The 26,723-nt window shown below is 46.3% G+C and carries 20 protein-coding genes; 7 read left to right on the forward strand and 13 right to left on the reverse strand.

The window, feature by feature from the left end:
- Positions 1–3: 3 nt before the first annotated feature.
- On the reverse strand, positions 4–1,149 hold the full coding sequence (locus AC3RV5_RS19160) for an iron-containing alcohol dehydrogenase (RefSeq protein WP_489729172.1): 1,146 nt from the start codon (positions 1,147–1,149) through the stop codon (positions 4–6).
- A 199-nt stretch (positions 1,150–1,348) separates the two neighbouring features.
- Here AC3RV5_RS19160 and AC3RV5_RS19165 point away from each other — a divergent pair, with 199 nt between their 5' ends.
- Positions 1,349–2,239 carry an AraC family transcriptional regulator gene (locus AC3RV5_RS19165; RefSeq protein ID WP_489729173.1) on the forward strand — a complete coding sequence of 297 codons (891 nt, stop codon included), beginning with the start codon at positions 1,349–1,351 and terminating at the stop codon, positions 2,237–2,239.
- Here the strand turns inward: AC3RV5_RS19165 and AC3RV5_RS19170 are convergent.
- The 6 genes from AC3RV5_RS19170 to AC3RV5_RS19195 form a co-directional block, all read right to left on the reverse strand.
- A complete protein-coding gene (locus AC3RV5_RS19170; protein WP_489729174.1) occupies positions 2,223–3,983 on the reverse strand; it encodes an ArnT family glycosyltransferase in 1,761 nt (586 codons plus the stop codon). The genes AC3RV5_RS19165 and AC3RV5_RS19170 overlap by 17 nt on opposite strands.
- Before the next feature lie 14 nt (positions 3,984–3,997).
- On the reverse strand, positions 3,998–4,720 hold the full coding sequence (locus AC3RV5_RS19175; RefSeq protein ID WP_489729175.1) for a TVP38/TMEM64 family protein: 723 nt from the start codon (positions 4,718–4,720) through the stop codon (positions 3,998–4,000).
- Positions 4,720–5,439, reverse strand: coding sequence for a glycosyltransferase family 2 protein (locus AC3RV5_RS19180; RefSeq protein WP_489729176.1), 720 nt, complete (start codon positions 5,437–5,439; stop codon positions 4,720–4,722). The genes AC3RV5_RS19175 and AC3RV5_RS19180 overlap by 1 nt, the downstream gene beginning before the upstream one ends.
- 261 nt (positions 5,440–5,700) lie before the next feature.
- Complete coding sequence (locus tag AC3RV5_RS19185) at positions 5,701–6,645, reverse strand: response regulator (protein ID WP_489729177.1); 945 nt, start codon at positions 6,643–6,645, stop codon at positions 5,701–5,703.
- A gap of 253 nt (positions 6,646–6,898) precedes the next feature.
- Positions 6,899–9,187 (reverse strand): xanthine dehydrogenase family protein molybdopterin-binding subunit, encoded by a 2,289-nt coding sequence (locus AC3RV5_RS19190; protein ID WP_489729178.1) that lies wholly within the window; start codon positions 9,185–9,187, stop codon positions 6,899–6,901.
- Between the two features lies 1 nt (position 9,188).
- Positions 9,189–9,695: a (2Fe-2S)-binding protein gene (locus AC3RV5_RS19195; protein ID WP_489729179.1), complete on the reverse strand. Its 507-nt coding sequence runs from the start codon at positions 9,693–9,695 to the stop codon at positions 9,189–9,191.
- 648 nt (positions 9,696–10,343) lie between these two features.
- Between AC3RV5_RS19195 and AC3RV5_RS19200 the strand changes: the two genes are divergently transcribed.
- Together AC3RV5_RS19200 and AC3RV5_RS19205 are read left to right on the forward strand one after the other, a co-directional pair.
- A complete protein-coding gene (locus AC3RV5_RS19200) occupies positions 10,344–10,814 on the forward strand; it encodes a GyrI-like domain-containing protein (RefSeq protein ID WP_489729180.1) in 471 nt (156 codons plus the stop codon).
- Between the two features lie 108 nt (positions 10,815–10,922).
- Positions 10,923–11,645: an alpha/beta hydrolase gene (locus tag AC3RV5_RS19205; protein WP_489729181.1), complete on the forward strand. Its 723-nt coding sequence runs from the start codon at positions 10,923–10,925 to the stop codon at positions 11,643–11,645.
- Between the two features lie 38 nt (positions 11,646–11,683).
- Here the strand turns inward: AC3RV5_RS19205 and AC3RV5_RS19210 are convergent, their stop codons facing one another.
- A complete protein-coding gene (locus AC3RV5_RS19210; protein ID WP_489729182.1) occupies positions 11,684–12,244 on the reverse strand; it encodes a DUF4136 domain-containing protein in 561 nt (186 codons plus the stop codon).
- 331 nt (positions 12,245–12,575) lie between these two features.
- Here AC3RV5_RS19210 and AC3RV5_RS19215 point away from each other — a divergent pair, with 331 nt between their 5' ends.
- Positions 12,576–12,869, forward strand: a complete 294-nt coding sequence (locus tag AC3RV5_RS19215) for a helix-turn-helix transcriptional regulator (RefSeq protein WP_489729183.1) — start codon at positions 12,576–12,578, stop codon at positions 12,867–12,869.
- Complete coding sequence (locus AC3RV5_RS19220) at positions 12,866–13,573, forward strand: hypothetical protein (protein WP_489729184.1); 708 nt, start codon at positions 12,866–12,868, stop codon at positions 13,571–13,573. Before AC3RV5_RS19215 ends, AC3RV5_RS19220 begins: the two co-directional genes overlap by 4 nt.
- A 341-nt stretch (positions 13,574–13,914) precedes the next feature.
- On the opposite strand, the gene yghU is transcribed toward AC3RV5_RS19220, so the two are convergent.
- Complete coding sequence (gene yghU / locus AC3RV5_RS19225) at positions 13,915–14,763, reverse strand: glutathione-dependent disulfide-bond oxidoreductase (RefSeq protein WP_489729185.1); 849 nt, start codon at positions 14,761–14,763, stop codon at positions 13,915–13,917.
- Between the two features lie 543 nt (positions 14,764–15,306).
- Here yghU and AC3RV5_RS19230 point away from each other — a divergent pair.
- On the forward strand, positions 15,307–19,839 hold the full coding sequence (locus tag AC3RV5_RS19230) for a chemotaxis protein CheB (RefSeq protein ID WP_489729186.1): 4,533 nt from the start codon (positions 15,307–15,309) through the stop codon (positions 19,837–19,839).
- 119 nt (positions 19,840–19,958) lie between these two features.
- Here AC3RV5_RS19230 and AC3RV5_RS19235 read toward each other — a convergent pair whose 3' ends face one another.
- From AC3RV5_RS19235 to AC3RV5_RS19245, 3 genes are all read right to left on the reverse strand, one after another.
- Entirely contained in the window at positions 19,959–21,023 is a 1,065-nt protein-coding gene (locus AC3RV5_RS19235) for an ACP S-malonyltransferase (RefSeq protein ID WP_489729187.1), read from the reverse strand.
- Positions 21,024–21,030: 7 nt separating this feature from the next.
- Positions 21,031–23,292, reverse strand: a complete 2,262-nt coding sequence (locus AC3RV5_RS19240) for a thiamine pyrophosphate-dependent enzyme (protein ID WP_489729188.1) — start codon at positions 23,290–23,292, stop codon at positions 21,031–21,033.
- Between the two features lie 79 nt (positions 23,293–23,371).
- Positions 23,372–24,556: an acyl-CoA dehydrogenase gene (locus AC3RV5_RS19245; RefSeq protein ID WP_489729189.1), complete on the reverse strand. Its 1,185-nt coding sequence runs from the start codon at positions 24,554–24,556 to the stop codon at positions 23,372–23,374.
- A 135-nt stretch (positions 24,557–24,691) separates the two neighbouring features.
- Here AC3RV5_RS19245 and AC3RV5_RS19250 point away from each other — a divergent pair, with 135 nt between their 5' ends.
- Positions 24,692–25,516: a LysR family transcriptional regulator gene (locus tag AC3RV5_RS19250; protein WP_489729190.1), complete on the forward strand. Its 825-nt coding sequence runs from the start codon at positions 24,692–24,694 to the stop codon at positions 25,514–25,516.
- 275 nt (positions 25,517–25,791) lie between these two features.
- Here the strand turns inward: AC3RV5_RS19250 and AC3RV5_RS19255 are convergent, their stop codons facing one another.
- Positions 25,792–26,709: a diguanylate cyclase gene (locus AC3RV5_RS19255; RefSeq protein WP_489729191.1), complete on the reverse strand. Its 918-nt coding sequence runs from the start codon at positions 26,707–26,709 to the stop codon at positions 25,792–25,794.
- Between the last annotated feature and the right edge of the window lie 14 nt (positions 26,710–26,723).

Below are 26,723 nucleotides of genomic sequence, written 5' to 3' on the forward strand. Positions count from 1 at the left end.
CTCTCAGGCAATCGCTTGCTCTAATATTTCACGGCTCTGTTTGGGTGTTATTGCACCATGCTCACCTATAGCTGACATACCATGGCTCTTAAGCTGATTTAACACAGCTTCAACTGCGGTCGCCTTATTGCCGCCGTGCTCGGTTAACTGGGTGGCAACATCCAGGCTATGATAGAACTCTTCGATAGCGTCTATAGTACGCAGCGCTAAATCATCCCCAGCTTCAAGAGCAAACACATTGCGCCCCATTTGTTCTAGTTTGGCGCGTTTGGTGGCCAATTGATTACGCAGCAGTGAGGGCTGAATTATGGCCAGCGAGCGGGCATGGTCAACACCATAAAGCGCGGTGAGTTCATGACCAAACATATGGGTTGCCCAGTCTTGAGCCACACCTGAGCCAATGAGGCCGTTAAGGGCTTGATTGGCAGTCCACATCAAATTTGCTCGCCAGTTGTCATCCTGTTTGTCAAAATTAGCGGCCAGCACCCGCAAGTTTTTTAACAGGGCTTCAGCGTAGCCGTCTTGCACCATGGCATCTACAGGAAAGGTCAAGTACTGCTCACAGGTATGCACCCAAGCATCGACTATGCCGTTGACTAACTGGCGTGGCGGCAGGGTTTTCATCACATCTGGATCCATCACGGCAAACTTAGGCTGCACTGCCGGGGCCATAAAGGCCAGTTTCTCTTGAGTAGCGGCTTTGCTGACCACCGAGGCTGAATTGGATTCTGAGCCCGTGGCGGGCAACGTTAACACCGCGCCTAAGGGTATAGCTTGGGTGACTTTGTGTTTACCTTGTAAAATATCCCAGCCTGCACCGGCATATTTGGCTGCTGCTGCAATGTACTTCACTCCATCGATAACCGAGCCACCACCCACACCAAGGATAAAATCAACACCCTGATCTTTGACTATGGCCACGGCTTTGTCTAAGACTTCAATAGTCGGGTTGGCACCCACCCCAGCAAATTCCAGCCAATCATGACCACTGAGGGCCTCGCATACTTGATCATATACCCCATTCTTTTTAATGGAACCGCCACCATAAACTACTAACACTTTTTGCGTTTTAGGAATAAGGGTGCTCAGTGCTGCTATCTGTTGTTGTCCAAATTGGATCAGTGTGGGATTTACATAACTAAATTTCATTTTATCTGCCTTTTATTAGGTAAAATTGGTAGCGAGAATATGCTGTATGAACGTATCCGAACATTCCAAGCTAATTTCATGTCATGCATGTTAGTATTCAACTGCACAGATTAACAGGGCAATAACGCCCAATACCTTGCCTATACCTGTCAATTGAAGTATTTTAGGCTATATTCGACATACCCTTAGGAAATTCCCCATGAACCCGATAGCCCAGGCGATGAGTACTTTCGCCGAAAAAAATAATCTGTGCGATCTCCAGGGTAATAGCCCCACACACCTGCCTGGGGCAAGCTTCTTTCGTGCCAGCAAAAGTAGTAGCAGACAACCTTTTATCTATCAATCAGGCATTATTATCGTCGGACAGGGCCGCAAGGTGATCCATTTTGCCGAGCATCATATTGAATATGGTGCCGGTGATTATTTAGTAGTAGGTGTGCCTATGCCGCTGGAGTGTGAAGCGTTTGCCGACGATGGCCTACCGATTTTAGGTTTATCCATAGATGTCCCCAAGCCCTTGCTGCATCAACTGGTCAATCAAATGCGCGAGCAGAATCTGTGTGATCCTGCCCATAAATGCGCGCAACACTGCGGTTTAAAACTGGCAAAAATGGATCCTGGTCTGGAGCAGGCCAGTTTACGTCTACTTGAGGTATTGAACGATCCCCAGGAGGCCGCTATTTTAGGCCCGGATATCATCAAAGAGATCCTGTACCGGGTATTACGCGGCCCCCAAGGTTTGACCTTATTGGGTTTGGCGCAACACGATGGTCATTACGCCCGGATCGCCCAGGCACTGACGACCTTACATGCAGATTACGCTAATCCCATAACCGTGGAGAAGCTGGCAGAGGACGTCAATATGAGTGTCTCGTCGTTTCACCGTGCTTTTCGCCAGGTGACCTATGAATCCCCCCTGCAATACCTGAAAAAAGTGCGTCTAAACAAGGCCAAAGAATTGATCATCGCCCGGGGCAGCAGGGCAAACGAAGCCGCGCATTTGGTAGGTTACACCAGCGCTTCACAATTTAGTCGTGAATTTAAACGCCACTTCAAACAATCCCCTAGCGAAGTCACTGCTCTACTCTAGGTTTAAATTGATACTCACGGACTTTGCTATTTGGCGGTGCACAACTCCCGGCCCTACTAGCGTTTGTCAGTATTACCCAATTGACACGATGTGCCAGGCCTACGGGAATGCCCATTTGCATATCAAAACAATCGGTTTGGGTTTCCCCATCAATCAAAATAACGCCATTATCCGTAGTTTGCTGCCAACGCCAGGCCGCGCTAATTTGCTGCTCGTTAGGTGTATGGTAGCCAAAATGAGTGGTGGTATAGGGCGAGAATAAGATAAATTGCTCGGAGAAATTAACCAAGGCCAACTCAGCGTTATCAGGTACGACCTGCGCCATATTGGCAAATACATTTTTAGGTGTTTTGACCTTATTTAATAAGGTATAACCCCAAGTACTGTAAAAAATCCACAAGACAGGTATAAAACATAACCAGCTCAAAAACTGCTTGGATCTAAATGTAAGCAGGCAAATAAGGATGCCTGAGGCTCCTAGTGCCAACATGAAATTCCAGGGTTCCAGTTCATATCGGGTACTGAGTTTGCTGGCAAAAGCCATATCCAGCTGACCCGCAATACCAAACAACAGCAAAGCACCTGATATTATCAGTACTAAAGCAATAAGCAGCCGATTAAACCATTTACTGCGCAGAACCAGTGTTAAATAAGGCGCACTGACCAACGCCAGCATGGGTAACGCGGGCAAAATGTATACCCCGCGTTTCCCCGGGCTCAAACTAAAAAAGAGCAACACCAATAGTATCCAGCCCAGAGGCAAGATGATCCGCCTGTCAGCCTGGCGCACCGCCAGCGACCAATGTTTCACCAACCAGGGCAGCATTAAACTGATGGGTAACCAAAAAACCGGGATCACCGCTGTGACGTAATACCACATGGGTTTCACATGGTGCCATGAGTCAGCATAACGGGTGACGGTTTGTCTAAATAAAATATTGTCACGATAAAGGGTAAATAACGGTTGCTGGTAAAGGTCAACCAGGTACAACATAGGCAAAAACCATAAACTGATGGCCCCCAACATTACCACCGGGCCTAAACTCCAGTACCAACTGCGAGGTTTTTCCAATTCGGTACTATGACTATCTGCCAGGTTGGCGATTCTGACAATGGCATAAGGTAATAACATCAACAAAGGCAGAAAACCGACCCCCTTGGTGATCACCCCTATGCCCATAAAAAACCAGGCAAAAAAGTACCAGCGCCAACCCCCACCGAGTAATAAGAAGCGCAACAAACCATAACAGCCTAGGGTGATCCAACAACATACCATGGCATCAATTTGCGCTGTTTTGGCCTGTAACATAAATTGCAAAGACACCAGCAACAGCAAAGCCGCATACCAACCCACCTGATTTGACCATAAACGCCGTCCCAGATCATAAACCAGCATGACGGTGACAACCCCGCATAGTCCTGAGGGTAATAAAAAGGCAATGTTAAGGGAGCCCGTTAACCAGTAAAATAACGCAATAGACCACATAAAAATCGGCGGTTTATCCGGATATAATTCGCCGCCGCGCATAGGGAAAAACCATTGGCCTGATTCCACCATCTGTTTGGCAATCAAGGCAAATCTGGGTTCATCCGCTGGCCAGGGATCGCGCAATCCCAAACCCAGTAAAATAAGTGAACAGGAGATCAGCAATAACCAAAATACGTTAAAGATATGGCGCTCGCCGTTTATAAAGTGGCTTTTACTGAACAGGTTTGCGCCAGGCGCAGCCGGGTTATAGGTCATGTTGGTGTGAAACCTTAAGGTTGAACGGAGTCTGAGGCCAAGTTGTTATTCGGCTCATCTGTTAAGGTTTGCGCAGCTTTATACTGCTTGTATAAACGTAAACTCAGTGCGCTGGAAATACAAAATAACAATACACTGAGCACTATTTTCCATACAGACAATACCACTACCCCTTTGCCCATCAAGGCAAAAATAACCATCTGGGGCAGATAACCGACCAGTGAGCCCAACATAAAATAACGGGCTTTGACCTTAGTGACACCGGCCACCAAATTGGTCACCAGATTATTACCCACCGGCAATAACCTGATGACTATGGTTTTGATTACAGGTTGCTCAGTTAAGAAACGATTGACCTTAACGATGCGATGGGAATAACGTCTATCTATAAAAGGGCGAATGGCAAGGCGAGAAAAAAAGAAGCTCAGCATACAACCCAGGGCCGTCCCTACGGTGGAGAGCAATGCCCCATTAATAAAACCAAATGCATAGCCGCCAAGGAAGGCCACCAGCTGTCTGGGGCAGCCTATGGCTGTTGCAGTCATACAAATCAGCACAAAATACAACACCCCGCTGGCACCGTTATTACGAATATGTAAATCTATCCATTGTTGATTAAGACCATCAAACATAGCCTGTGAGCTAAAGAGCCAACCGAAAAAAGCCGACACCAGCAAAAATACCAGGCCTTTTTTAAAGAAAGAAGAATGAATGAATGACAATAAATGGGTGGTCATTATTCGTCCATTAATTCCGGCACTTTCACTCTGCGTTGTAACCACATCACACCAAACATGTCGACTATGCCCACACCCAGTCGACCCAACATATTGTATTTAGACACCCCTGCTTGACGATCCCTGTGATTAACTTCAACCACTACCACTTTAGCGTTAATACGCTGTATTAGTGCCGGTATAAAACGATGCATATGATCAAAATAAGGTAATTTTAGAAAAGTATTTTTAGGCACAATTTTCAGGCCGCAGCCCGTATCCGGAGTGCCATCATTGAGAATTTTACGACGAATGTTATTGGCAACTCTAGATTGGAAGCGTTTCCAACTTGTATCTTTTCTGCTTTTGCGAAAGCCAGCGATACAAAAATCTACGCCATTGGGAAAGAGCCGGGCCTGTATGAGCAAATTAGGGATATCAGCTGGATCATTTTGCCCGTCTGCATCCATGGTAACGATGAGTTGTCCTTTTGCTGCCTTAACGCCCGTCAGGATAGCCGTACTTTGACCAACGGAATACTTGTGTCTGATGGGGCGAACACAGCGGTGACTGGGGTCAACCATGCTCACTAGCTCAGCGTAGGTCTCGTCCGTACTGCCATCGTCTACGTAAACGATTTCGAATTCAGCCACCCCCTCAAGTGCGGCAATAATTTCAATAATTAGCGGTCGTACATTTTCCGCTTCATTTTTAGCAGGAATAACTATCGATAGTTCCATTTTTACCACGCGTAATAAAACTCAATACTGTTCGAAAGGTGGATAATTGTTATTAACAATAAGATCCACCAACACAGATTCTCTGGACCCGACCAGGCGGAGCCTGTCAGGTCTAGCCTGAACTGGTCAACGACCAAATAGTATAAAAGTATAACGTTAAAACCTTAAGGGTTTATTAAATTAAGTGGCTTTCCAGAAAGACCCATTTTCAGCCCAGTAAACAGCATACACGTCTTGTGCATACTGTTTACTGGGCTTTGATTACGCTATTTTAAGATACTGGTAAATGATTTCTGCACCAGTGTTGGCATGAATAGGTTTAAAAATAAAACCCGATATGCCCAGCTGCTGGCATTTTTTCACCAGTTGCTGATCTGTGACCGAAGATAACATCACTACCGGTATAGCTGAGCCGATTTTACGGATTTCAGCTAAAGCTTGATCACCGTTCATGTCTTCCATCACCACATCCATAAACATAAAGTCTGGGCAGTCAGATTTTACTATATCAACGGCAGCACGACCATCATCGGCTTCCAGCACGTTGCTGTATCCAAGGTTATGTAAAAAACGTGTCAACGCTTTACGGATCATGGCGCTGTCATCCACCACTAATACTTTGGCATCCAGAGGCAGCGGCTTGGTATGAATGTTCTCAATACCTTCACTTTCTTCGCGTTTGATACCGCCCACTTGATAATCGACATCTCGCACTAGCAAGTTAAAATAATAACGCCCGACCCCTTCAATGGTAATAGGCACGGTAACAATTTCTTTAACACCAGATAGATACTTATCCATGTCAGCCATATCGTTAACAAAATAGGGGCTGGAAAAGCCATACTCTAAACTATAGCGGCTGTGTAAATCAGTGGAACGACCCACTATAGTGTTACCCCATTCTGCTAGGGCATTGCTGAGCTCTTCGTTAATTTCCGTGTATTCGTACTTCTCATCAAACATGCTTTGGCAAACGGAGTTACCTATGGCGATGGCTGTTTCAGGATAGTGATGCATCATGATCACCCCGTCGAGGTTGCCGGTCACGTCAGAACACACCGCATAACCTTTGAAACGAAAGTCTTCGACCTTGTCCATAAAAGGCTCACCGGCGGTGCCGGTTAAATTAGTCATAGCCTTAAGGCTGGCGATCGATTCGTTGATAAAGGGGTATAAGACGACTTTGTAGATGGTTTCGACTGACATGATTGACCTTTTTTCTTTTTGTTTGTGCAGCAAATTACTAAAGCTGGCCAGACATTGCAACATTGTTAGATTGCAACTCGCTAAATTATGGGCGACTTAATTCCGGAATTTCGGTCCTTGAGTTTAACCACTACGCGCAGTCCTGTGGAAGCACCAGCAAAGTACTCATAAAAAAACCGAACAATGCTCGGTTTTTGGGTGAAACACGCGGCTAACCAACCGCCTGCTGCTTAAGCCTTAATGGCCAGGCCAACTAACTCTTTATTGCCGCCAACACCGCTTCAGGGCGAATAGGTAAGTCCCTGACACGCGCACCCACTGCGTTAAAAATTGCATTAGCAATCGCTGGCGCTACCGCTATCAATCCAGGTTCGCCTAACCCGGTAGGAAATTCCGTGTTTTGCACAAAACTGATATCCAACTCAGGTAGGTTGTTCATTCGAAGAGGCGAATAAGTATTGAGGTTAGTATCTTTCACCTGACCCTTTTCAAAGGCAGTACCCTCAAACAAAGCTAAACTCAAGCCCCACAGCATAGAGCCTTGGGTTTGCGCTAACGCCCCGTCTGGATGTACTACTGTTCCGCAGTCTAGGATCCCAGTTAACTTATGAACCTTGACTGCACCGGTTTTACGATCGACTTCAACATGGGCAACGCAGGCGCCCCAGGTCGGCATGTCGCGCTCTTGCCCAGAGGAGATTGCGATGCCCAAACCTTGATTTTTGGGCAAGGTCTGTCCCCAATTAACTCGCTGACGAATATCGGTTAAGACATTAGCTAAACGCTTAGCTCCACCAACAGAAACAGGCGCTTCCCCGGCATTTTTGCCACTGGCATCGAGTAAAGACAATCGAAAATCAATGGGATCAAGATTTTGCTTGTGAGCGACTTCATCCATAAAAGACTCTACTGCCCAACCGGTCCAGCCCGGCCCCACGGCTCTCAGCCAGCCAGGTACGAAGGTTTTTTGTGCCAATGGATTATTAATGGCCCGAACCCGATGATTTTCTAAGGTATACCAATGGTCTGCGCCCGAAATCGAAAACGGATCATATTTGCCCTTTTTATCCACGCCCTCTGGCATAAAGCCCGGTGCCATGGCTAACGTCGGCCAGCCTGCGGCTGCACCATGTTCGATACCAAGCAACTTATCCTCACCATCCCAATAGGCATTCATTTGCTGCACAGAAGGAGAACGCACACAATCAAAGCGCGTGTCATCTTCACGGGTAAATACCAGTTTTACAGGCTTACCGATAGCCTGGGCGGTTAACGCCGCCGGTACCATGTAATCGCCTGCTAGACGACGTCCAAAACCACCGCCTAAGTAGTACTGATGAATAATGACTTTGTCTTCGCTCATGCCCACAGCTTTGGCAACAACAGGTAAAAATAATGACTGCCATTGATTACCACAGTGCACGTGACAAACACCGTCTTTTATCTCCACAGCTGCATTGACAGGCTCCATCGTAAAGTGCAATACAGAAGAGGTACGGTATACGGACTGCAAAGATGTTTTTGCTGTCTCAGCGGCTTTGGCTATATCGCCTTTTTCAACGACCAAAGTGCCTGAGTTTTTATCTTTAGCCAGGGATTCTCCTTCGGCGATAATAGCTTGCTCGCTAACATTGGCGGTTTCTCCCAGGTCGTATTCAACTTGCAGTACGCTGCCCGCTTTTACCGCACCATAATAACTGTCGGCCAAGACGGTTACCCAGCCTTGTACCGTGTCACTGGGATCTTTGAGTATTTGATAGCCTTGGTAGCCTTTCACTTTCTTGGCACGACTGTCATCCACGCTTTTCACCACGCTGCCGTGACGTGTGGGCGGCACTATCGGTCTGGCATACACCATGTTTTCCAGTTCGACATCGATACCGTATTGTGCACTACCATTGGTTTTTGCGGGTATATCCAGTGCCTGACTAGATTTCGCTATTAGTTGACGACTAGCGGGGCTTTTAGGTTTGAATTCAGCCAATTCTTCAGCGCTGAATACCCGGACAATATTACCGTTTTTCACCACATCAGCAAAACTAACGGATTGACTGCCAGCCACAACCATACTGTTTTCTGTTTTACAATCTTGTGGTTTCACCCCGAGTATTTTAGCCCCGGCTTCAATCAGTACGGTGCGCCCTGCGGCACCGGCTTGAGACATAGGCACATAAGTTTGAAATACCGACCAAGAGCCACCGGTAACCATGTAACCCCACTTGGGGTCGGTATCCACATGTTTAATTTCGACATTCTGCCAATCGGCGCCTAACTCGTCGGCTACAATACGTGCGATCGCTGTGCCCACGTGTTGTCCCATTTCCGCTCGCGCGACATTGACTAAAATCTGCCCCTTGGTATCAATTTCAAACCACACGGTAGGACTGAACAACTTATCCGTTAATTGTTTTGATACGCTGCCTGAAACGACTTCAAGGGCATTAATACTTGGAGCAAAGGCCATCAACAAACCACTGCCAACTGAACCAATCAGAAAGCTACGACGACTATGTTCGATATTGTCTTTACATAAACGAGTCATATTAACTTACCTCCTGGGTACGCTGTGCTTCGGGCTTAGGATTATAAATCTGCACCACCGAGTCCGACTGCGCGGCTACATCTTTGATAGCGTCTTTAATCCGTGCATAGGTCATGCAGCGACACAGATTACCGCTCATGTACGCTACGATTTCCTCTTCACTTGGGTTGGCATTGGTGGCTAATAACCCGGCGGCTTGCATGATTTGCCCTGATTGGCAGTAACCGCACTGTGGTACTTGGTGTTCTACCCAGGCTTTTTGTAATGGATGCTGATCTTCTAACCCTTCGATTGTACGAATATCTGCGTCTGCAATGGCGTTGAGGGGAAGCGAACACGAGCGCACGGGCGAACCATTAAAATGCACTGTGCATGCCCCGCACATGGCGATACCACAACCAAACTTGGTGCCTTTTAGCCCTAGCTCATCACGAATAACCCATAACAAAGGTGTATCTTGCTCGGCATCCGAGTTTACTTTTTGACCATTTAATGTAAATTCAATCATGTTACCTACCTGTATGCTGCTACAAAAATGAGTTGCTTGAATGCAAACCTACGCCACAGGTACCGATGACGTTATTCAGGTTTGAGCACTGAACAAATTATGGACGAGCTCTCAAAAAAACATATACACTAACTGGCCTATTCCCCTGCCGAGCTTGAACTAAGCTGCCAGAGTCAGACGATATTTTTGACAGATTATAAGATACGTCCACCGGTTATATATCGATCAATGCAATAGTATTAATCACAGTGTAATTAAATGGGGCCATTACACAAAACACTGGCACTTTAACATTGCCAACCAGGTTACCCACTTATTAACGTTCCAAGCTGAACTTGAATCTAAGGTACAAATACAAGACCAGTAGGCTAAATATCACGACTTATCTGCGGGCGATGGTCAGTAAACAATGCTTATAGAATGAGTTTAGTGTTAGAGGTAAGCTGCTCGATTAACCGATTATTCACCATCCAGTTGGCAGATCAATTTGTACCAATAAAGCAAACTTGATCCCCATCAAGTTAAAAAAAGTTAAGTTGTGCATAATACCCTGCCTTATGCCTATCTCGTGCAATGTGATCGGATCTCTGCTAATCACCCACGGGCTAGCGGGAGAATTAAGCATTCACACCAAGAGGGAGTTTCTGCGTGACAATTAAATGTGCATTTTCAATACTTGTTTCACAGCCAGCATTGTCTATTCGACTCAGGTCCCATGCAAACAAATTAGCCGAGGTTTTTAACCAAGGATATGAGCAGATAACCCATTATCTTCAAGAATGTAAGGTTAAACCTGCAGGAGCCCCTTATGCAATATTTTACAATCTGGATAGACGGAATTTGGATGTGGAATTTGGGCTGCCGTTAGCGGCGCCCCTAAGTGGGCGAAACAACATAAAAGCGAGCGAGACCCCTGGGGGAAAGTGCGTCAATTGTATGCATATTGGCCCCTACAGTGAGTTGGAATCCTCCTATCGCGCGCTAACTGAGTGGATTAAAGACAATGGCTACGAGGCGGCGGGCATTGCGTATGAGGTGTATTTAAATGATCCACACATAACCCCACCTGACAAATTGCAGACTCGACGCTATCAATTAATCAGAACCCTAGATTTGTAGTTTGAATTAACGGGTGCACTTTGGCTTTGGTCGCAGCGGGATGAACACTAAACGATGAAAATACTTTTCCTTTCCCTGGTATCTGGATATGTACTTTTATGCGCATTTATGTATTTTTTTCAACGCCAAATGCTCTATTTCCCCAGCGCGAAACCAGAATATACTGAATTTCAAGTGATTAATCTTAACTCAGGCGGACTGAACATCAAGGTTCTGGTTGACCATGCACAATCTGCGCAAGCCGTTATTTATTTTGGCGGCAACGGGGAAAGTGCTTATGAGAGCGTTTTACGGATGCAAGCAGCCTTTAGGGCACATGCAGCTTATTATGTTAATTATCCAGGCTATGGTGGCAGCAGCGGCGCACCAACAGAAGCGAGCATCAACCAAACCGCCAGAGACGTATATGCTTATGTCACGGCCAGGCACCACACTGTGGCATTAGTCGGGCGGAGTCTGGGAACGGGGGTCGCAGTAGCGCTTGCCAGTGAATATGCCGTGTCACGTATGGTATTGATTTCACCCTATGACAGCATTGTGCAAGTCGCGAAGAGTCACTATCCGTTTTTTCCCGGGTGGTTGCTTAAAGACAAATTCGATAGTGTGAGTCGAGCGTCTAAAATGAGCGCCCCTGTTTTAGTCATTCTTGCAAAAAACGACGCTATTATCCCTAATAAACATAGCTTTAACTTTATCGGTGCTGTTAACCAAGCGCTGCCTAGCCATCAGCCAGCAAAGGTGACAACTAAAATATATGCTGATGCAGACCACAACAATCTTCATCTCCAAGCGGGCTTTATGCCGCTAGTCCACGATTTTCTAAGGCCATAGGCGAATAGCCCCATTCCGAGTGCTATGCAGCATAATGTTCATATGTTTGGGGGAAACTTTTCAAATATCAGGTCCACGGCTTGGTTGATCTTGGCCTCCAGATTTTCCATCGTTTTTTTGTTCAACTTGCCTATAGCAGCGCCTTCCCATAACAATGTTTTGGCAGAGCGATCAACAACATCGATATTCAATGTACCTTCGGTATATTGGTCGACCCGTGTATCCGCCATGGGATAACCTGGCCACACACCGTAATTGTATCTAAAGTGGTAGTAAGGAAAAGGCTGGGGTGTGCTACTCACCCGTATTTTCTCTTTTGTATAGGTGTTGAAATTAAGCCAAAGGTCCGGATTTTGAGCGTAACGGTAGCCCTTTTTTTGCATTTGAGTCACGATCGCGTCTTTGATATAACGGGTTGAAAGCTTGTCATATTCGTCACCTTCGAGCAAAAGTTGCGGATGAAATCCGAACGTTTCATAACGACTAAAATCGGCGCTATCGTCCTGTAACGCATAAATGCTTGGGGACGATTGGCAAGCCCAGACAAGCCAGAGAAGTGTAATAACGGTGATCAAGCGTAGTACATATTTCGTTTTCATATCAACCTTGGGTAATGCGAAGTTTAATGACTTAATTTTAAAAGCAACTCGATTCAGCCGTGTTGATCTACATCAAATAATATACAAGATTTAGTGCCTGAATTGTCATGGGCGATGTCTTCGCTAGTAAGCTTACACCGTTTATTGATACCTAAAATAAGGCGCACCGAGACTAATGAGTGAAGATCTCGAGGCTTTATTTGGCTGCTTAACCTGCACAACACCACCTTGAAAAAAGCAATGTTGGTATTTAAGCGAAACTGACTCAGGTCAGTAGATTGTGTATTATAACTAAGGTATATTTTGTGGCACACCACATGGAGTGACAAATATGCATGACTGGGATACATACTTGGCCAGACTGCCTGAAGGGAATCCTCGTTCTATGGGTCAGTTGTTACGCCAAATGCGTAAAGAAGCTGGCTACACCCAGGCCGACATGGGTAAAAAAGTCGGGCTGAGCCGGGAAACCATTATTAATATAGAAAAAGACGCTACGGAAACCATCGTCGCCCTGGAAGCCATAGTGGTAAGAAAGTGGCGCACCGCTTGTGGTTTAAAAGCCACCCTCAATACTATAGCGGCTTATAAATCCGTGATGATGCAGTATTTTAAACTGCTGTGATCCCGCCTTTTGTCAACTGGTTGATTAATTCTGTTATCGGCATTGCCTTTATTTTGCTTGGTTATTACACCTTTGGTAATGCCATGTTATTCGACCGCCTGTTTTTCCTGTGTTTATTGATTGCCGGATTCTTTTGTCGTAAAGACGCCAATGTCTTAAGTGTAGTTTTCATCATTGTCGCAAGCCGGGTCTTGGACGAAGCAGGATTTCAGCTGCTGGACACCCCTGATCTGCTGCTAAAAATCATGGTTTATTCTCTGCTTGGTCTGGCGATATACCGCTTTAAAGAAGACGAATTATTTTATCTGGCGATGGCCACTTTGGCCTGCTGTGTCTGCGCAGAAATATACTGGCTTGCCATCGGTTATCAGGCACCGGATATACTGTGGTCGGTCTTTGGTATCACCCTGAATATGGCCGTTCGACATGCCCTTATTTTCAGGTTGTTTGTGATCGAGAAGTTTTATCCCGGCCAGGCTCGGGATATTCTGATCGACTTTATTATCCGCCTGGTGGCAGGTGCCCATATTATTGTCAGCGTATTAATGATCGCCGAATACCTGCTGCGCCATGTGGGTGGTGCCGATGTAATATATATTTATAACAGTTACCCTTATCTTAGCCACGCCTTGGCATTGATAACCCTGTGGGCACTGTTTCACCAGACCTACCAATTAAGAATACAAGCCAGTCTCAAAGCCTAACGTTTCAATTCTATCAATAATCTGTTCATATTCTTATGTGGAAATTAATTCACATTAACCCTTTAAAGGATATGCCATTATGAAACGTATAATTTTAACTTGCCTGTTTGTCTCTGCCGTTTTTACCTCAACTGCCAATGCTACTGGAGTAGGCGGCAAATGCAGACCCCCTATGGCCGAGCTGATCGCGGAATAAAACACAGCTGTGTATTTACTACTCGCGAATGAGGGATTTAGCCCCTCATTCGGAGTGATTGGTTCTAAGGATGCTGGGCTACACATGTTATTTCAGGAATAAAAAAACCACCGTTTGTAGGTGGTTTTTTATAATCAATACAGGATTACAGTTTTAAAGCAAAATCTGTGGCAGCATGGCGCTCCGGTAGCTGCTCTTCAGGCTCACCCCAGGTACGGGTAACCATTAAACCTCGTTTGACTGCCGGTCTTTGGGCAATATCATTGGCCCAGCGCATAACATGGGTGTATTCATGGACCTGCAAAAATTCAGCGGCTTCGTATACGGTATTACGCACTAAAGCCCCGTACCAGGGCCAAATAGCCATATCAGCGATAGTATAGGTGTCTCCGCTGATGTATTGGTGTTTGGCCAATTGTTTGTCTAATACATCCAGCTGACGTTTAACCTCCATGGTGTAGCGGTCGATTGGATACTGGTATTTCTCAGGTGCATACGCATAGAAATGACCAAACCCCCCTCCTAAAAATGGGGCACTGCCCATCTGCCAGAACAGCCAGTTCAAACATTCAGTGCGGCCAGCGGCATCTTGGGGCATAAAAGCGCCAAACTTTTCTGCCAAATACAACAAAATGGCGCCCGATTCAAACACGCGAGTTTCTGGTTGCGTACCTGTATCTACTAAGGCCGGGATCTTAGAGTTAGGATTGAGCTCCACAAAACCACTGCCAAATTGATCACTATCACTAATTTTAATGGGGTAAGCATCATATTCGGCATCACCAAAACCTGCCGCCAGCAGCTCTTCAAACATGATGTTGACTTTTACTCCGTTTGGGGTAGCGAGCGAATACAACTGAAAGGGATGTTTGCCCCGAGGTAATATTTTGTCGAAACGAGCACCGGCGGTAGGCCGATTAATATTGGCAAAGGCTCCACCATTCTCGGCGTCAAATGACCAAATTTGTGGTGGCGTATAGGTGGGATCGGGCATGTTAAACCTCCTGGGCTGATAAACAACAGTACCCTACTAATTGGGGCAGGCTTATCAATTACAAGCCACCCCCAATTCAGTATTCATCTCCTATCCGTGCAGCTGAGATAGTTTTCACTCACTCATCACTGCCCAAACCAAGAGAAAAGTCCCTGGGCATTTCCCTTTAAATCCGTGGCCTTGGGCTGGTGTTTTTCGCCTATCAACACTACCAATATTGCCTGGTATGCTCAAAGCCTAAAATAATACCCTATACCCATGCACTTGGCGGCGATATAAAATCGTGTAAAAACATGCTAAAAAGAAATACAAAGGTCGAGAATAAGAGTGATCCCTTTGCTTGAATTTGCGGTACAAATTGCTAACATCCGCCTATTACTATTAGGATCATCTAGTCCCTTTTGACATCTGTGTTACTGTTATGTTTACGTAATCTCATTTGCCTTCAGGCCAGTAAACACGCTCCAGGTCGCCGGTTCTGATTAACACACATCAGCGCCCGAATATTTTAGTAACGGAGTTAATACCCAGCGCATGGTGCGAATGAACAATCAGAACAAACCCTTATATTTAGTCGGAATTGGCGCATCTGCCGGTGGTTTGGCTGCACTGAAACAGTTTTTTAAATGTCTGCCTGATGATACCAACCTTAGTTATATTGTGGTCCAGCATATGGCTCCAGATCATCATAGTTTATTGGCGGAGCTGCTCAATCGCGACGCAAAGATTACTGTGGTACAGGCCGAAGATCAGCAACGCTTAAAAGCCAATCATGTCTACGTTATTCCTCCAGGCAGCTATATTGAGGTTAATGACCTGCGTATCCGGTTGCTCAAAGCGCCAGATCGTCATCGCATGGCTATCGATCATCTATTTCGCTCCATGGCTGATATCTTTTCCATCAAGGCAATAGGCATATTGCTTTCAGGCACAGGCAGCGACGGTACCGCCGGGTTAAGAACCATTAAAGCAGCGGGTGGAATAACCTTTGCCCAGACTCCAGACGAAGCAGAGTACGCCAGTATGCCTCGTAGTGCCATTGACGCAGGTGTGGTGGATATTGTTGCTAATGCCCAATCAATTCCACAACAGCTTATTCAATATATACACCACCCTAATTTACCCGAGCAACCTGCGTTACAAACTAACGAATCGGCTACCTTACAAGAACAAGTTTCAGCATTGCTCAAAGTGTCAGACCATTTTGATCTCGATCACTACAAAAAGAGCACCGTCATGCGCCGCATCTACCGGCGCATGAGTCTCACAGGCAAAACAACAGCCGGGGAATATATTAAATGGCTCAGTTCTAACGACAATGAGCGGCAACAACTGCTGGGCGATTTGATGATCAATGTAACAGACTTTTTTCGTGACAAACCGGCCTTCAATATATTACAAAAGGATGTTGTTGAGTCCATTGTTAGCAGTTATGCCCCCGGTACCACTGTGAGAGTTTGGGTAGCGGGATGCGCCAGTGGCGAAGAAGCTTATTCCATCACTATCTTGTTTTTGGAGCAAATTGAGCGCAGCGGCAAGGATCTTGCCTTAAGCGTTTTTGCCACCGACGTAGACAACGAGGCAATTCAGGTCGCCCGCCGGGGTGTCTACTCTGCCAGCATAATTTCGGAATTACCCATTGATTATGCTAAAAAATATTTTAGCGCCGATGAAACCGGACGTTATGTTGTCAAGTCTGCCGTGCGTGAGAAAATATCTTTTGCCAATCACAATGTATTTGGCGATCCGCCGTTTTCCCAGATGGCTTTAATTAGTTGCCGAAATTTACTAATTTATTTAAGAAAAGAGACCCAACAGTTGGTGCTTAAGGCATTTCATTTTGCGTTAGCCCCGGACGGATATCTATTTTTAGGCAGCTCTGAAAACCTTGGTGAACAGCATGCTTCATATAGCGCTATTTCAACCAAGTGGCGCATATATCAACGCAGTCAGGTTGCTCGTTCCAGCATGTTGAGACTACCCGTACCCACTTATGCAAGCAATGCCCTTAACCGTAAAAAAACCAGCAAGCAAACGAAACAGAATATGAGCACGACTGAAAGCAAGATGCAGAGTTACCTAATTAGCACCATAGCCCCATCGGTACTTATCGACGGCAATAATAAAATTCTTTATATCCATGGTGATGTAAGTCCTTTTATAAAACTCGCAGCAGGAGAAGCCAACCTGGATTTTATCAATTTGCTGGTGCCGGCTTTACGTACCCGGATCCGCAGCGGTTTATATAGCGCCCGCAAAAACGGTCAACGCACTGTCACCTCGTTACCGAGAGATTTTTCTGATGCCCTGCCAGATAAACCTGCTTTTCAATCGGTTATTTCATTGATTAATAATCAACAGAGCGACGAAAATAGTGCCATCGTCAGTTTTGAAAAAATGGCGTTGGATATTGACTACCCAACGCTTAAAAAAGATCGGTTGATCCACGACGATCAAGAAAAAATGATCGCGCAGATGGAACACGAACTTTTGTACTTGCGTCAGGAATTACAGAATACTGTCGAGGAGTTAGAAACCAGTACCGAAGAACTAAAAGCGTCCCATGAAGAATCATTGTCGACCAATGAAGAATTACAATCGTCTAACGAAGAGTTAGAAGCCAGCACTGAAGAATTGCGCTCGTTAAATGAAGAGCTCACTACGGTTAACAGTCAACTTAAAGACAAGATAGAACAACTTTCCAGTTCCCATAATGATATTAAAAACTTTTTTTCTAGCACTAATCTGGCCACCGTTTTCTTGTCTACAGATTTAAAGGTAAAACGTTTCACACCGGCCGCAGAACGTTTGCTCAGAGTGGGTTCACAGGATATTAACAAGTCCATAGACGAGATAGCCCGGGTATTAATTGATGACAATATACTGGCAGAGACCCAACAGGTAATGGACAACCTAGAGCCCATAGAAAAAGAAATTAAAAGCAGTGATGGCCGCTGGTTTAACCGCAGGATATTACCTTATTTAACCGAAGATAGGCGTATAGATGGCGTAGTATTAAACTTTGATGATATCACCAGCAGAAAACTTAGCCTGCTCCGCCTAGAGATTAGCAGCCAACAGCAGGCCGTGATTGCCAAGCTTGGCATGGAAGCCTTACGCAACGATGATGTCGACAGTTTGATGGATCAAATAGTTCGTGAATTAGCCCATACCTTAAACGCCGATTACAGTGCCGTCTTGAGATATGTGCCAATGGACAAAAACCTTTTGATGGTCTCCGGCGCGGGGTGGGATGCAGGCACGATAGGGAGTATCAGTGACGATGATGATGTTAATACATTTGATGGTTTTACGCTCAAAACACAAAGCCCGGTTATTGTTGAAGATTTTGTAACCGAACAACGTTTTACCCCCAGTAAATGGCTAAACAAACATAAGGTCGTGAGCAGCTTAAGTTGCACAATTTCCCAGCAGAGAAATCCTTACGGGGTACTTAGCGTTCATAGCAAAACAAAACGTGTCTTTAGCGAGGACGACGCTAACTTTTTGCTTGCCGCAGCCAATATTATCTCGGTGGCCATTCAACGCAAATACAACGAGGGGTTGCTCAGAGAAAATGAAGAGAGGCTGCGTATCGCCAAGGACTCGAATGATGTGGGGGCATTTGAATTCGATTTCGATTCAGGGGCGCTTTATTGGGATGAAAAAGTCAGAGAATTTTGGGGTATGGACGCCAATGAGGTGGTAACCCTTGATAAGTTTTACGCTGGACTTCATCCGGACGATAGACAACCCACCCGTATCGTTTTTGATCGTTCCTTTGAACCCGGAGGTTCTGGTCACTACCATACCGTGTATCGAGTCATTAACCGCAAAAATCAAGATTTAAACTGGATCGAGGCCAGCGGTCAAGTATTGGCTATTCCGAATCGACCAACAAAAATGATTGGTATGGTTATATGTGTGACCAAACAAAAAAAAATGGAACAAACCCTATTTAAGGCTGTGGGTAAACTTGAAAAAGCCAACGAAAAAAAGAACGAATTCCTGGCCACCCTTGGTCACGAGTTACGCAACCCCATTGCTGCCATTAATAGTGGCATTCAAGTTTTACAAAATAACTTTAACAAAGCCGATTGGGCATTGGCCATGATGAACAATAATATTCATCTGGTTTCTTCATTATTAGACAGCCTGTTGGATATCACACGTATCTCCCGTGGTCAAATCGTGTTAACTAAACACCCGGTTGACATGGTTGAATTACTGGACGACTTACAACAAAGTTATGCTGGCTCCTTGAAGAACAAACATCAAACCTTAAACGTAGAGCTGCCAGCTTACAGTATAATCACCATGGCTGATCGGATGCGCCTGGAGCAGGTATTTTTTAACTTGTTGCACAATGCCAGCAAGTTCAGCCCGGATGGAGGGGAAATAACCCTGCGGTTACAGCAGCTTGGCGATGAAATCCAAGTATCAGTGGAAGACTCAGGCATAGGCATTAGTCCAAACAAACACAAAATCATATTTGAACCTTTTGAACAAATATCTTCCCCGTACATTGCCACCAGTAGTGGCTTGGGCATAGGTTTGTCTATCGTCAAAAAATTTGTGGAGTTGCACGGTGGAACCGTATCTGTGAAAAGCGATGTCGACAGTGACGGCTCCCGTTTTACGGTTCGTATGCCCATTCAACCCTGCCTGCCCAAAGATCTTGCAGATACCAATGACGTAAAACCGAAACCGTCTTTGCGTAAAGATCTGCGGGTGTTAATAGTCGATGACAATCAGGATGCAGCGGTAGGGTTGGAAACCATACTGCAAATGAAAGGTTGTGTAGTGTTATCTGTCTTCAATGGCACAGATGCCATTGCTGCCTGTGATGATTTTATGCCCGATGTGCTTATTTTGGACATTGGTCTGCCGGACATGACAGGTTACGAGTTGCTAAAGTTATTGCGCGCCAATTGTGCACATAAAACGTTGAATATCGCACTGACCGGTTATGGCCACGATGAGGCCAGAAAGGAATCCAAGCGCGCTGGGTTTAACTTTCATATTAATAAACCGGCTGATTTAAGCAAATTGTTAGAGGCACTAGGAAGTGCTTAGGTGTGAACAAATATGCAGGTATTAATCTGGCCAAAGGACATACCCCGGCAGATTGGGTTGTGGCTGGTTAACCAAGCAGACAGGTCGCCAGTACCTGACTGGCGATTTATGCTACATGATCACGTCTTAATGACGGCCTGGCGCTGTGTCGCCATGCCCATGCTCAATATTTTGGGATCATGGTGTTGCTGGGCGATAAAGTCTTGTTTTGTGCTTATATCAAACCAATTGTGCGCCACCAAACACTGGCCAACTGCCCCACCCAAGGTTGTTCCCGGGCCGAGAATGATCAACACATCTGGGGCAAATTCTTTCAACGCTACCTCTATCGCCTTGCTAAAATCATAGGGCTGGATGACTTGTTTGCCAAGAGTGTATTGATGTAAGGCGGCCAAATCAGTGCTATGGGGCTGCCATATCGCTCCCTGGCCATCTATCAACGGCACTGAGGGGTTTACAAATAGTGAAGAAGCCAACTGCTGCCTGGCCTGCAGGGAAATTGTCTCCAGCAGCGGGGTATGAAAAGCCGCATGATTAAATAGACCCATGGGATATTTGTCATCCACACAAGGCAAGCGTTTTTCAATTTCCTGCAAGCCTTTTTTATTGCCACCTAAGACCAGATAACCGCCGAGATAAATAGACGGGTATAGCTGGGTGTCAGGCATCTGGTTAACCTCAGCAATCCATTGGTTAATTTGTGCCTTTAGCGCGTGATCTTGTTGCCACTTTGCATCCACCACCGGGTAGATTAGCTGACCGCCAATGATGCCCTCGCTCATCATCGAACCCATGGTATTGATAAGTTCTATGGCGTTAGTTGGGTTGAGTGCCCCGGCCACTGCCAAGGCGATATACCAACCCATAGAGTTACCCGTTACCGCCACTATGTCATACTGCTGCCGATCAATATCCTGAAAATCCCCTTGGGCGCAGGCATAAATAAGAGATGAAGCGTTTTCTCCGGAAGTATGCAAGCGCATATTATATTTACTCATGGCATCCAGTTCGCCAACCGATGTCTGCCCTTTGGCGAGACGGTTGGTATCGATGATATTAAGGATCTCTGTTTTATCGGCATGGAAACGCCCAAAGTAGCCCAGTTCATCTTTGTTGTAAGTGCCGCGGCCTGGACAAATAACCACTGCCCGTTTTTTGCTAGGTGATGGGGTTAAATTAGTCAAAATGAGGTTATCCAGCTTGTTTTTGTAATGAATTGACTGAGCCTGGCATGACATTGACAGCCAACATTTGCTGCACCTTAGCCACAATCTGCTCACAGGAAGGCAACACTGCATAACTGGCGCTGCCCAGAGGAATAAAACAATCTTCAGCAGTTATGCGCTCGACTCTAGGCATGTCAGTTTGTGCCTGTTTAGCTTCGACAATCAGCGTGCTGAGGGCTTCGCTAATTGAGCCGGTGCGGCGGCATTCATCTACTATCAGGATGTTGTCGTAACCGACTATTTCGGCCAAAATGGCTTTTTCGTCCAGTGGAGCCAGCCAGCGCAGGTCGATAAGTTTAAGCGCCACGCCTCTTTCAGCGAGGATTTTCTCGGCCTGTCGACTCAGATAGTAACCATTGCCATAACTGACAATGCACAAATCCCGGCCCTGACCATAGATTCCCAAACTGCTTAAGGCCATTGGCGCAGATTGCGCAGGTGGCACATAGTCAAACGACCACAGATTATCGCCTTCTACATGTAAGTCTTTTTTCATATACAGGGCGATAGGTTCAAGAAAAATCACTACTCGCTGCTGCTCTTGAGCCAGGCGCACCGAAGTACGTAACATCTCCACTGCGTCTGCGCCATTGGAAGGGCAAGCGATGATCAAACCAGGAATGTCGCGAAACACCGCAAAGGAATTATCATTGTGAAAGTGACCACCAAAACCCCGTTGATACGCCAAACCGGCAATACGTATCACCATGGGATTAGTAAACTGGCCATTGGAAAAAAACGGCAAGGTGGCGGCTTCACCACGAATTTGATCTTCGGCGTTGTGCACATAAGCCAGAAACTGGATTTCCGGGATCGGCAGAAAACCATTGTGGGCTAAGCCGATCGCCATGCCCAAGATAGACTGCTCGTCGAGCAAGGTGTTGATCACTCGTCTGGCACCAAATTTATCGTAGAGCTTAGCGGTGACATTGTAGACTCCGCCTTTTTTGCCAATGTCTTCTCCGCACATCACGACGTTATCATAGCTTGCCATCACATCCAGCAAGGCCCAGTTTAGTAACTTGGCCAGATGCTGTTTTTTAGCTAGATTATGTGTTTCGTGGGAAAATAGCTCTTGGCGCTCGGCAGCCGCCACCGTCTTGGCCGTGTTTGCTCGCTCTACGTTTGCCAATACACTGCTCTTGATTTGTGCTGCAGTGGTCAGCTTAGGCCGGGTGATCACCCGCTCACTAATACAGCGAATACGCTCTTCAGTATGCTGGTAAAGCTCGACGATTTGTTTGCCTGTGAGTATGTCATGGTCGCGTAAAATGCCGGCGCTAAAGAGCAGCGGATCCTGTGCTTCGGTCTGTTCTATGGCCTGCTGGCTGCGATAAGTAAACTCCGAATCTGAACCCGCATGGCCTAACAAACGCACGGTACGCATATGCAAAAATACCGGTTTGCGTAACGTGCGGGCGATATGTTCGGCCCGCTTGGATTTTTGATAGGTGTCGAGCAAGTCTAACCCGTCACACTGAATGTATACCAGGCCAGCCCTGTGCTCAAAGTTGGCCTGGATCCAGCCTTTTGGGGTAGCCGTGGAAATCCCGATACCGTTGTCTTCACAAATCAATACTAACGGTAAGGGCACCGACTGGAACGCCGCCCAAGCTGCTGCATTAAACGCCCCTTGTGCGGTTGAATGGTTAGCCGAGGCATCCCCAAAGTTGCAGATCACCACACCATCTTTACGCAATATATTGGCCACTTCCACCTTGCGAGATAACGAGATACTAAAGGCGGTGCCCACAGCCTTGGGCAAATGGGATGCGATAGTGCTGGTCTGGGGAGGTATAAACAATGCTTTGCTGCCCAGCACCTTGTGCCGGCCGCCTGAGATGGGATCTTCCGCTGACGCGGCAAAACTGAGCAGCATATCGTAAAGTGGAGTTTGCCCGGGTAACTTCTTGGCGCGTTGAAGCATGAAGGCGCCGCTGCGATAGTGTAAAAATGCCATGTCGTCGTGCCGAAAAGCCAAACTATACGCCGCATTGCCTTCATGCCCGGCGCTACCGATGGTATAAAAACTTTGCCCTTGTTTTTGCATAACCCGGGATTGCAGGTCTAGATGACGGCTCATCACCTGGGTTTCAAATAGATCGACCAATTGCCCAGAGGTCAAACCCACCTCTCCAGGCGTCAGGCCAGAAGGCAGAGCGGGCAAATTTGATGATTCGACAGCTGAGATTAAGTTTTGCTTTACCAAAGAATTACGATCTTGCATTGACACTCCTTATAGCGCTTGAAAAGGAGTCGACGCCTGCCCGAAGGGGGTGGGCAGACGCCAATCTCACTTGAATAAACTAGTTTGAAAATGCCTGCAAACCGGTTTGCGCCCGGCCTAGGATCAAGGCATGCACATCGTGGGTACCTTCGTAGGTGTTGACTGCCTCAAGATTCATCACATGACGAATGACATGGTATTCATCGGCTATGCCGTTACCACCGTGCATGTCTCTGGCCATACGGGCAATGTCCAGCGCCTTACCACAAGAATTGCGTTTGATCAGCGAAATCGCCTCCGGGGCCAGGGTGTTGTTGTCCATCATGCGCCCCGCTTGCAAACACGCCATTAAACCTATGGTGATCTCGGTTTGCATGTCTGCCAGTTTTTTCTGGATGAGTTGAGTCGCCGCCAGTGGGCGGCCAAATTGTTTACGATCCAGACAATACTGGCGCGCCGCATGCCAGCAAAATTCAGCGGCACCAAGAGCCCCCCAAGAAATGCCATACCGCGCCTTATTTAGGCAGCCAAATGGCCCCTTAAGGCCGCTGGCATTAGGCAGTAGGTTTTCTTGCGGCACAAACACGTTATCCATCACTATTTCACCGGTAATGGAGGCGCGCAGGGAAAACTTGCCTTCGATTTTTGGGGCACTCAAACCGGCCATGCCCTTTTCCAATACAAAACCGCGGATCACGCCTTCTAATTTTCCCCACACCACAAATACATCGGCGACGGGTGAATTTGTGATCCACATCTTCGCCCCCGTTAGGGTAAATCCGCCGTCTACGGCCACGGCGCGGGTCAACATGCTGCCAGGATCAGAGCCAGAATCTGGCTCAGTTAAGCCAAAACAGCCTATCCATTCACCCGTAGCAAGTTTTGGCAAATATTTTTGCCGCTGCGCTTCGCTGCCATAGGCATAAATGGGATGCATCACCAAAGAAGATTGCACACTCATGGCGCTGCGATAGCCACTGTCGACCCTTTCCACTTCTCGGGCAACCAGCCCGTACACCACATGATTGACCCCGGCACAGCCATACTTTTCCGGTAACGTGGCTCCAAGTAAACCAAGCTCCCCCAATTCCGTCATGATTGTCCGGTCAAAGTGTTCATGGCGATTGGCTTCCAGAATGCGTGGCATCAAACGCTGCTGACAATATTGATGGGCGCTGTCTCTAATCATGCGCTCTTCTTCACTGAGCATAGACTCAAGCGATAGCGGATCTTGCCAATTAAAACTGGCTTTGGAATTTGCCATAAAAACACCTTGAACGGGAGGAAGTATAAGCCTGATAGTAAGCACTAAAATACTAAAGGAATAATATTATTAACCTTTACTTGCTATAGTTTTTACCTATACCTAATATGAACAAAAAATCAGCGGAATAAACTAATGGATCTTCGGGCACTGGACTATTTTGTGGCCATTTACGAAACTGGCAGCTTAAGCGCCGCTTCCAAAACAAAGTTTATCGCCCAGCCGTCGATATCGGCGTCCCTCAAACAGTTGGAGCTCAGTCTTGGCAGTGAGTTGTTTATACGACATGCCCGCGGTGTCAAGGCAACTAGCGCCGGTGAGCAACTTTACCCACTGGCCAAACAATTACTCGGTCAGGCTCAGGCCATTAGCGAATTATTCATTGATAAATCGTCGAACTTACCGTTTCGCTTGGGGTTAACTAAAGGGCTAGGAGTGGAGCGTATGAGCAACCTGTTAAAACACTTTACCACCGCCATAGATGCTCTGGAATTAACCTTGGTGGATCCAGAGGACACGTGTGACGCCCGGATCATCAGCAAAGATTTGTTACGAGCAAAAGAGACCTTTGTGCCCATGTGGCAGGAGGATTACCAGTTGGCTATGCCGATCAATCACGCCTTGCGGCTTAAAGACAGTATTAACCTTAGCGATTTAACCGACATCGCGTTTATCCAGCGCAGTCCTTGCGAAGGTTGGAATCACTTAAGCAAAGCTATTCAAGAGGCCAATATTCAGTTGGATGTGCGAGCGCGTATTCAAACTATTGAATACGCCAAAGGTTTAGTGCGCGCGGGACTTGGCTGTGCGTTTATTCCGGTGTTAATGGCTGGCCCACAGGAGCAAGATATTATTTTTCGTCCCGTGCAAGGTGTCAAGATAAGCCGGGATATCGGTCTCGCATTTAGCCTGCAATCCCCCACCGTAGAGATCTTGTCTAGGGTAGTAACCCATACTTAACCGAGAGACGCTAAGAGGTTACACCACGTTAGGTATAGTCTCTTGAAAACGAATGTGCGATTAAGGGCTGACTAAAAGCCGTTCAGAATTAAGCACGCTCTTTTTTGGGAGCCAGCATTGCAGTTTAGCCTGATTAGCTGCGCTTTCCCCCTACGCCGCTGCGAGTTCAGCGATGGCAATTCAAGTTGGATTAGCAAGCGTCAGTAAGGGATTAAGACAAAGTCAGTCGTTGGCTAATTAATCCACCACCTTTCTTTAATGGACACATTTTATGATCAAGCACAAAGATTTCGCCCTAATTCTTTCGCTTTGTAGAGTTTTATATTGGCCTGATCAAACAAACACTCAGCCTGGTTGATTGTTCGATAAGAAGCTGTGCCCGAGCTTACAGTAATAACGCCGAAATCCGATGTAATATGGGGGATATTCGCTGCTTGCACTTTTGTACTTATGTTTTGCGCGACAATCCGTGCTCCGTCAATACTCGTTTCTGGCAGCACGACGACAAACTCTTCCCCACCGCAGCGTACGGCGATATCACTTGGGCGTTGAAGTTGATCTGAAATGATTTGCGCGATGCTTTTAAGACACTTATCCCCTTCTTTATTTCCATAGGTATGATTGAAACGTTTAAAAAAATCCACATCGATAATCAAAACGGAAAGGTCACGATCATTTCGTTTTGCCAGCAACATTTGCTTGTCAATAAAATCATCATAAAAATGGCGGTTTCTCAACCCCGTCAAACGGTCAAAGAGCGACATTTCGTCTTGTCGGTCTGATTTCATTTTTTGCTTCAAATGAACTTTAACACGTTGTAATAATGCTCGTGGAGATACAGGTTTAGGCACAAAATCGGTGCCTCCCGCCTCCCAACATGCAATTTCTTCATCAACCTCCGTTGAAGATGTTGAAAAAATGATAGGGCAACCTTCCATTTCAGGCAGCTTTCTGAGCAACTGACAAGTAACCAGCCCATCTAACTCTGGCATGACAATATCCAGAATGATTAAGTCTGGTTGCTTAGAATGGCAGTATTCAATTGCTTTAGCTCCCGAATGCATTTCTATGACGTTGGGGAATAAATGCAACGCTTTTCTAAGGACAGCTGTGTTTAATGCATCATCATCGACAAGTAGGATATTGGCTGAGATGATATCATTTAACGATAAATCTATATCTGCTTTTAACATGGCGAACCTCTTTA

This window comes from Paraglaciecola sp. IT1134, from assembly GCF_058068185.1.